This is a genomic window from Corynebacterium kozikiae (assembly GCF_024580965.1).
Classification (GTDB): domain Bacteria; phylum Actinomycetota; class Actinomycetes; order Mycobacteriales; family Mycobacteriaceae; genus Corynebacterium; species Corynebacterium kozikiae.
On sequence record NZ_JANIKJ010000048.1, the window covers coordinates 1 to 1,207 of the forward strand.

At 56.6% G+C, this 1,207-nt stretch carries 1 protein-coding gene; it reads left to right on the forward strand.

Features of this window, described 5'->3' with window-relative positions; genetic code table 11:
• Positions 1-340: 340 nt before the first annotated feature.
• The coding region (locus tag NQ018_RS11265) for an IS110 family transposase (RefSeq protein WP_257061021.1) at positions 341-1,207 on the forward strand (867 nt) is incomplete at its 3' end.

Consider the following 1,207-nt stretch of genomic DNA (forward strand, 5'->3'; position numbering starts at 1 on the left):
CCCATTACGTTGTTAGCAGTTCCACCCCAGGGCACCGAAGATACATAGCCTGTCCACCCGATTGGGCGGGCTATGTTTATGTCCGTTCCCGCCATCCGAAAGGACAGTGGAACTAGTCGCTGGCTTCGGTATGGCTTATTCCTGTCCCTGTCTGAAAATGATCCGGGGGGTGATGTCGCCGAAGACAGTGACATACTCAAACTGCTAATAGGAACCTGACCCGGCCCAGGCGGCATGAGGTCTCACAGTAATGTGGATGCCAGCGCAAGTATGTCCGACAACCCCAGCGATGAAACTTCAATAACCCAACTTCTAAATCATCGCTAGGAGGCACACACCCATGGCCTATGACTTCGTCATTGGCATGGACGTCGGCAAATACTTCCACCACGCCTGCGTCCTCGATCCCCAGGGCAGTCAAGTCCTGTCCAAACGCATCAACCAGCATGAAGGCTCGCTACGCAAGCTCTTCGGCCAATTCCTCGCCGACAACGCCTCGGTCCTTGTCGTTGTCGATCAACCCAACAACATCGGCCGGCTGACCGTCGCAGTCGCCCAGGCAATGGGCGCTGAGGTTCGCTACCTCCCCGGACTTGCGATGCGGCAGCTCTCTCGCGTCCACGTTGGCAACTCCAAGACCGATGTACGCGACGCCTACGTCATTGCCCATGCCGGTCTTAACCTCCCGGATGCCCTGCGCAGCGTCGACCGTGTTGAGGAAGTCTTTATCCAGCTAAAAGTCCTCAACGGTATCGACGAAGACCTCGCGAGGGCCTACACACGTCTGATTAACCAGATGCGATCTGCGCTCGTGGGAACCCATCCTGCATTCGAACATGTCCTACGCGGGCAAATGATTCACCGAAAGTGGATCCTCCACCTTCTTGCGAAATACGGTGGTCCCACCAAGATTCGACGCGTCGGTAAAGCTCGCCTAGCAGCCTTCGCACGCAATCACAGGGCACGTAATCCTGAGCCTGTCATCGATGCCATGCTTGCGGCCATCCACGGGCAGACCGTAACCATTGCCGGCGCAGAATACGCCGAACTTGGCGTAGCAATGTCCGCCAAAGATGCACTGGCCAAGCTAGAACATCGCAAGGAAATCGAGGCCCAAGTACTCAAGCTCATTCAGGACATTCCTCAAACCGAGATTCTTTTGTCCATGCCCGGCATCGGCCCGCGTAGCGCCGCGCAGATCCTCATG